Origin of the sequence: uncultured Marinobacter sp. (assembly GCF_963974375.1) — a bacterium.
Classification (GTDB): domain Bacteria; phylum Pseudomonadota; class Gammaproteobacteria; order Pseudomonadales; family Oleiphilaceae; genus Marinobacter.
The window spans coordinates 1-6,878 of sequence record NZ_CAXBDN010000233.1 but is presented as its reverse complement, the minus strand read 5'-3'; the positions used below and the strand labels follow the sequence as shown (position 1 = coordinate 6,878).

7 protein-coding genes are annotated in these 6,878 nt (G+C 57.0%); 6 read left to right on the top strand and 1 reads right to left on the bottom strand.

From position 1 onward, the window contains the following. From AAC035_RS16650 to AAC035_RS16630, 5 genes are all read left to right on the top strand, one after another. Positions 1 to 557, top strand: a 557-nt coding sequence (locus AAC035_RS16650) for a flagellin (RefSeq protein ID WP_339806126.1), incomplete at its 5' end; no start/stop codon positions are given. A gap of 71 nt (positions 558 to 628) precedes the next feature. Then, positions 629 to 1,063 carry a flagellar protein FlaG gene (locus tag AAC035_RS16645; RefSeq protein ID WP_339806124.1) on the top strand — a complete coding sequence of 145 codons (435 nt, stop codon included), beginning with the start codon at positions 629 to 631 and terminating at the stop codon, positions 1,061 to 1,063. A 193-nt stretch (positions 1,064 to 1,256) separates the two neighbouring features. After that, on the top strand, positions 1,257 to 3,227 hold the full coding sequence (gene fliD, locus AAC035_RS16640; protein ID WP_339806122.1) for a flagellar filament capping protein FliD: 1,971 nt from the start codon (positions 1,257 to 1,259) through the stop codon (positions 3,225 to 3,227). Positions 3,228 to 3,293: 66 nt separating this feature from the next. Then, positions 3,294 to 3,692 carry a flagellar export chaperone FliS gene (gene fliS, locus AAC035_RS16635; RefSeq protein ID WP_339806120.1) on the top strand — a complete coding sequence of 133 codons (399 nt, stop codon included), beginning with the start codon at positions 3,294 to 3,296 and terminating at the stop codon, positions 3,690 to 3,692. 338 nt (positions 3,693 to 4,030) lie between these two features. Then, positions 4,031 to 4,759 (top strand): hypothetical protein, encoded by a 729-nt coding sequence (locus AAC035_RS16630; RefSeq protein ID WP_339806118.1) that lies wholly within the window; start codon positions 4,031 to 4,033, stop codon positions 4,757 to 4,759. 216 nt (positions 4,760 to 4,975) lie between these two features. Here the strand turns inward: AAC035_RS16630 and AAC035_RS16625 are convergent, their stop codons facing one another. Continuing rightward, positions 4,976 to 5,791, bottom strand: a complete 816-nt coding sequence (locus AAC035_RS16625) for a pyruvate, water dikinase regulatory protein (RefSeq protein ID WP_339806116.1) — start codon at positions 5,789 to 5,791, stop codon at positions 4,976 to 4,978. A 138-nt stretch (positions 5,792 to 5,929) separates the two neighbouring features. Between AAC035_RS16625 and AAC035_RS16620 the strand changes: the two genes are divergently transcribed. After that, positions 5,930 to 6,878, top strand: a 949-nt coding sequence (locus tag AAC035_RS16620; protein ID WP_339806114.1) for a PEP/pyruvate-binding domain-containing protein, incomplete at its 3' end; no start/stop codon positions are given.

The window sequence follows — 6,878 nt, the reverse complement described above, 5'->3', positions numbered from 1 at the left end:
TTTCCGTAAAAGTAGGTGACTCGGTAGCTGTAGATCTGGGTGGCACTTATGCCAGCAAGCAGGAGTTCGCTGATGCTATTAACTCGAAAGTCAGCGGGGCTTTTGCTCAGGTAAATGACGATGGCTCGTTTTCAATAGCATCCTCAGAAGACATTACTCTCGGTGGCAATGACGCAACTCTGCTTGGTGCTTTTGGAACGCCAGATGCGACAACCGGTGAAGTTCTTGGCGAGGCAACAGGAGGAAGCCTGGATAGCATCAATATTGGCACTGTAGCTGGCGCAAATGACGCCATCCTCAGAGTTGATTCCGCCATCAAGCAAATCAACGAGCAGCGTGGCCAACTCGGTGCGATCCAAAACCGCTTCGAGTCTACTATCGCCAACCTGAGCACCTCTGTTGAGAACCTCAGTGCCTCCAATAGCCGTATCCTGGACGCTGACTTCGCGGCAGAAACTGCCAACCTGGCCAAATCCCAGGTGCTGCAGCAGGCCGGTATCTCCGTCCTGGCTCAGGCGAATGCCCGTCCGCAGCAGGTTCTGTCCCTCCTGCAGTAAGGGGCATAGCGGATACAGCCGGAACCTTCGGGTTCCGGCTTTCCGCCGTTGAAGGATAGCGAGGTAAAGCTATGAATGACGTTAACCTGACCAGCCCGGACCTGAAACTGGTGCGCTCCGGCGCCCAGGCTCCGGCCAAGGCACTGTCGTCATCTCAGGCCGAGGGCCGGAACGCCCCTGACCTTGCTGCTTCATCCGTCGCTGGCCGCCAGGTTCAGTCTCCCCAGGTTGCTCAACAGACGTCTCAGGCTGAAAAGCTGCAGGCGCGCAGTGAAGAGCAGCGCAAGGAGCTGAATGATGCGGTCAGTCAGCTGAATGATTTCGTGCAGAACGTGCAGCGGGATCTTCAGTTTGAAGTGGATAACGACATGGGTCGAACCATCGTGAAGGTGGTGGATCAGCAAACCCAGGAAGTTATTCGCCAGATGCCGGACGAAGTTGCATTGAGGTTGGCAGAAAACTTGCAGCAGGATGAACCGCTGACGTTGTTCAACATAAAAGTGTAAAACCTTGCCGCTTTTGCGGTGATGTTGGCAACGGTATTTCAGCACCGCCGCACCCGAGAGGGGCCGGCGGTGTTCTGCGTTTACGGGCTGTTACAAATTGACCGCTGTTTTCCGCAGAAACAGGCAAAGTTTTGCCGCTCGCGGCCGATAAACTGAACAGTCGGGTAATTCGCCCCCTTGAGGAGGCATTGTTATGGCAAGTATTTCATCGTTAGGCATCGGTTCCGGCGTTCTCACGTCGGACCTGGTCGATCAGCTGGTGGCTGCGGAGCGCAGACCAACTGAACAGCGGCTGGACCGGCAAACAGAGCGTTCCGAGGCGCTGATCTCCGCCTATGGCAAGTTGCGTAGCGCGGTGACCGAGCTGCGTTTGCCGATGCGCCAGTTGGGCTCTGCGGATGCGATGAAGTCTTTCTCTGCCACTTCCTCCGGCAGCAACGTGGAGGTATCGGTCGATGCCGGCAAGGCTGCGCGCGGCTCCTACAGCCTGAATGTGCTGGGTCTGGCTGAAGCCCAGGCGCTGGCAAGCACTGAAAGCTTTGCCGACCGGGATGCCACCAGTGTTGGCCAGGGCACCCTCAGCCTTCAGGTGGGTGACAAGACCACTGAGATAACCATTGACTCAGATAACGACACGCTGCAGGGCCTGGCGAACGCCATCAATGAGGCGAATGCGGGCGTGTCTGCGGGTGTCATCGATACCGGCAACGGCTACCGGTTGACGCTCTCTTCAGATGAGACCGGCGCAGCCAATGCGGTAAAGATATCGGCCACGGAAGTGGCGGGGGCCGAAGGCCTGGTACGGTTTGCCTTTGATCCGGCTGACCCGACCGCCAACGCATCCATGACCCAGACCATTGAAGCTGCTGACGCCCGGCTGAGTATCAATGGCGTTGAGGTGACCCGTGCCACCAATACCATTGAAAACGTGGTGGACGGGCTGACCTTCAATCTGACCGATCTTGGCAAGTCTACGGTCAAAGTAGAGCAGGATACCGGCGCAGTTGCCGAGCGGGTGCAGGCGTTTGTCGACAAGTTTAATGAGCTGCAGGGTACGATCCGCGAACTTTCATCCTTTAACAGCGAGACCGGCCAGGGCAGTATTCTGACCGGTGATTCCACGGTTCGGACCATTCAGAACGAACTGAAAAGCGTGCTCACCAGTATTATTCCGGGACTGGAAGGTGCCAGTGTGCGCAGCCTCGCGGATGTGGGAATCGGGACGGATTTTCGTACCGGTGAATTGCAGTTTGACAGCCAGAAGTTTCAGCAACAGCTACTGGCGAACCCGGACGATGTCACGGCACTCTTTGCCGAGCAGGGCAGGACCACCGATTCCCAGGTGGAATTTGTTCGCACGGGCTCCAATACCAGGCCGGGTAGCTATGACATTAGCGTTACCCAGATGGCCAGTCGGGGCAGTCTGAACTACGCCATTGCGGATGCGCCGGATGCCATCCAGGTGGCCGCTGACAACAGCTTTACATTCCGCGTGGATGGTGAAACCGACGCCACGGTGTCCATCGCTGCGGGCAACTATTCGGGAGCCGACTTCGCCACCGCGATTCAGGAGGCTTTGCGGACTAACTCAGCGTTGAACGCCGCCGAGCGTTCTGTGCAAGTGTCCTTTGATCCCACCGAAGGTCTGACTTTTACCTCCAACCGCTTTGGCGCCGACTCCAACGTCAGTCTGACCAGCGTAAGTGCTGATGTTACTGGCCTGGCCACGGCAACCGGCAGTGCGGGGCAGGATGTGCAGGGCACCATTAACGGACAGGCAGCCCAGGGCGACGGCCAGGTGTTGTTCCTGCCGAGCAGCGCAGGCGGCAATGCGGCCGGTCTGCAGGTGCGCATCACCGGCGGTGATGTGGGCAGCCGTGGCTCAGTCAGCTTTATCGAGGGTGTGAGCGAGCGCGCGGTCGACTCCATTACCAACATTCTGGGCGCCAATGGTTCCTTGAGCTCACGCACTGAGTCACTGAATCGTGATCTGGAGCGCATCCAGGAAGACCGGGTAAAGCTTGATCTGCGGATCGAGAGCTATCAGGAACGTCTGGTCAAGCAGTTCAGCGCCGCCGACTCTCTGATTTCCCAGCTCAACAGCACGCGGGATTACGTCACCCAGCAGCTGGCGGCCCTGGCGCCGAACCGGCAGAACGATTAAACCGGCTATACTGATGTATGGCCTGCCACTACATGGCTACCGGACAACGGTGAAACGAGGTTATTTATGAACGGCTTACAAGCGTACCAGCGGGTCAATACCCAAACCAGCATCACCGATGCGGACCCCCACAAACTGATCCAGTTACTGTATGCCGGCGCCCTGGAACGCATCAACATGGCCAAGAACCGGATGCAGGCGAAGGACTACGCGGCTAAAGGTAAGCTGATCAATAAAGCCATTGAGATCATCGGTGGCCTGAGAACGTTCCTGGACCTGGAAAAGGGTGGCGAACTGTCTCTGCGGCTTGAAGCCCTCTATGAATACATGGAGAGCGCCCTGCTGGAAGCCAGTGTCAAGAACGACCCTGAGAAGCTGGAAGAAGTGGCAAACCTGCTTCGCTCAGTGAAAGAGGGTTGGGATGGTATCCGGGATGAGGTGGTGCAGCAGCGTCAGGCGGTTTGAGGATTTGTTTTAGTCGAAGGCCGTTGGCTCAATGCCCTCCGTTCGCCCTGATCCTGAGCTTGCCGAAGGGTCGAAGGGCGCATGGTCCGGAGTTCGCATCCTTCGACCCTTCGGCAAGCTCAGGGTCAGGATGAACGGAAATTTACTCCACACTCCACACTCCGCTCGCCCTGAGCTCGTCGAAGGGCGCATGCACTGGAGTCCCCATCCTTCGACGGGCTCAGGATGACCGAAATTTTACTCTGTGGCCCCGTTCGCTCTGAGCTCGCGTTTTATTCAAATTGATGTTTTGTCCTATCTGTCCTATGCTCTTTAAAGCAGGACAACCGGACATTTTTATGATCACTAAAGCATCAGATGCTGAACTTCAGGAAACACCCAACGATGAATCCGTTCGGCGGCCCGGCAGAGCCGTTGGCAGGGGGCGAGCTGTCGGATACAAGCGAAGGTCTCGCAGGGCGCTCAGCGTGGGAGAGGCGCGTTCAGAAGCGGATGATGCTTTCAGGGCAGCGCTCGTTGACCGTGTAGCGGTTGTTGTTGAGCGTGAGTTGTCTCAAATGTCTTTCCCTGAGGCTCAGTCCCTCGCTCTGCTCCCCGACCATATCATGCTGTCCAGGCTCGCTGAGCATTCTCTTTCAAGCCCGATCGACCTGAAAAACCGCATGGCGCTGAAGGGGGAAGAGCGTTTTCGGGAGATGCTGGACCGAGTCGGGGGAGCAGCAAGCCTCGCTTCCGTCGTGAATCTTCTCGGAACCACAGAAGATGCTGTCAGGAAGCATGCCGAGCGGAATACCATTCTGGCTTATCGCACTCCTCGTCGAGAATGGTCCTTTCCCGTATTTCAGTTTGATCAGAACAAGGGCGTTGTTTATCCGGGCGTCAAAGCCTTTCTGAAGCTGACCAAGGACTCTGAGTGGCCTGCTGAGGAGAAAACCCGTTTCTTGCTGGTTCCTTACGATCCGCAGTTGCCTGGGCGTGAGACTGAAACACCGTTGGACCTTCTTGTTGATGGACAGGTGGAGCGGGTGATGCGAATGGCCGACCGATATCTGCAACAAGAGGACTGACAGTGGCAAGGATGCCTGAAACCACCGATACGCTTGCTACACTTCCTGCCCCATCCTTCGACCCGTCGGCAAGCTCGTGGTCAGGATGAACGGAACTATACTCCACACTCCCGTTCGCCCTGAGCCCGTCGAAGGGCGCTGACTCCGGAGTTCACATCCTTCGACTCTTCGACAGGCTCAGAGTCAGGATGAACGGGATCCCATCCCTTGCCTTCTTCACCGAACCCGCTTCAACCCCGTAGTCACCATAATCCGCGTGGAAATTTCCTCCACCGAATAGGCCGTGGTGTTCATATAGGGAATCCGCTCCCGCCGGTACATGGTTTCTATCTCTTCCACTTCGTGCATGCACTGATTCAGTGAGGAATACCGGGAGTTTGGCCGGCGTTCGTTGCGGATGGTGGCCAGGCGTTCGGGTTCTATGGTCAGGCCGAAGATCTTTTCCCGGTGGGGGCGCAGCACGTCTGGCAGTCGCTGGTCGTCCAGGTCGTCTTCGGTGATGGGGTAGTTGGCAGCTTTGACGCCGTATTGCAGCGCCAGATACAGGCAGGTTGGGGTTTTGCCGCTGCGGGAGGCGCCCACCAGTATCAGGTCGGCTTCGTCGTAATGGCGGGTACGGGCGCCGTCGTCGTTGTCCAGGGCGAAGTTGACGGCGTGGATGCGCTTCTCGTAGTTGCTTTCATTACCAATGCCGTGTGACTTGCCCACGCTGTAGGAGGAAGACGACTGCAGTTCCTGCTCCAGCGGATCCAGGAAGGTGCCGAAGATGTCCACCATAAAGCCGTTGGCTTCACTGATGATGGCGCGGATGTCCTCATTGACGATGGTGTCGAACACCAGCGGGCGGTCGCCGTCTTCTTCGGCTACCTTGTTGATACGGGTGGTCAGTTCCCGGGCTTTTTCCTCATCGTCGATGTAGGGCACGGTGATGCGTTCGAATTCGATTTTCTCGAATTGAGCCAGCAGGCTGTTGCCCAGACCCTCTGCGGTCAGGCCTGTGCCGTCGGATATGAAGAAAGCTGTACGTTTCATGAGCTGAGGTTCCCTAGGTAATCTGTACAGGTTACAGTATGATACACGCCAAATTCGAGAGTCTGGAGCAATCTTGTTCCCGTGCGAACGTGAGCATTCAGGGTCCCTGTGCTTTATTGAAACCAAAGGAGATGCGCTTTGGAAGATTATATTATCTGGTTTGAGAAGCTCGGTATGTCAGATGTTGAGCGGGTGGGCGGCAAGAATGCGTCCCTCGGCGAGATGATCAGCAATCTGGCCAACGCCGGCGTATCGGTACCAGGTGGTTTTGCAACTACGGCCCATGCCTATCGCGAATTTCTGGCCAAAGATGGCCTCCGCGACCGTATTGACGAAGCGCTGGATGCTCTTGATGTAAGTGATGTCAACGAACTGGCCCGGGTCGGTGCCGAGATCCGCCAGTGGGTGCTGGAGCAGCCATTCCCGGAGAAGCTGGACGAGCACCTGAAAACGGCCTTCGCCAGCCTGCAGAACGGCAATGACAACCTGGCGGTGGCCGTGCGTTCCTCAGCCACCGCTGAAGATCTTCCAGATGCCTCCTTCGCCGGTCAGCAGGAAACCTTCCTGAACGTGGTGGGACTGGATCAGGTCCGCACCTCGGTGAAGGAAGTGTTCGCCTCCCTGTTTAACGACCGCGCTATTTCCTATCGGGTGCACCACGGTTTTGACCACAAACTGGTGGCCCTGTCCGCCGGTATCCAGAAAATGGTCCGCAGTGAGACGGCCGCCAGTGGTGTCATGTTCACTCTGGATACTGAATCCGGTTTCCGGGATGTGGTGTTTATTACTGCCTCCTACGGTCTGGGTGAAACTGTGGTTCAGGGTGCCGTGAACCCCGACGAATTCTATGTCCACAAGCCCACACTGGAAGCAGGCCGGCCTTCGGTACTGCGTCGTAACCTGGGCTCGAAAGCCATCAAGATGGTGTATTCCACCGACGACACGACCGAGCACTTTGTGGACACGGTGAAAGTGGATCAGGACGACCGTAACCGTTTCTGCATCACCGACGCCGAAGTCTGTGAGCTGGCCAAGCAGGCCATGATCATCGAGAAGCACTACGACCGTCCCATGGACATCGAGTGGG

Bases quoted from the DNA above. Each gene is read 5' to 3' on its own strand.
- AAC035_RS16625 (WP_339806116.1), bottom strand. From the start codon at position 5,791: ATGAAACGTACAGCTTTCTTCATATCCGACGGCACAGGCCTGACCGCA.
- fliD (WP_339806122.1), top strand. From the start codon at position 1,257: ATGGCAAGTATTTCATCGTTAGGCATCGGTTCCGGCGTTCTCACGTCG.
- fliS (WP_339806120.1), top strand. From the start codon at position 3,294: ATGAACGGCTTACAAGCGTACCAGCGGGTCAATACCCAAACCAGCATC.
- AAC035_RS16645 (WP_339806124.1), top strand. From the start codon at position 629: ATGAATGACGTTAACCTGACCAGCCCGGACCTGAAACTGGTGCGCTCC.
- AAC035_RS16630 (WP_339806118.1), top strand. From the start codon at position 4,031: ATGATCACTAAAGCATCAGATGCTGAACTTCAGGAAACACCCAACGAT.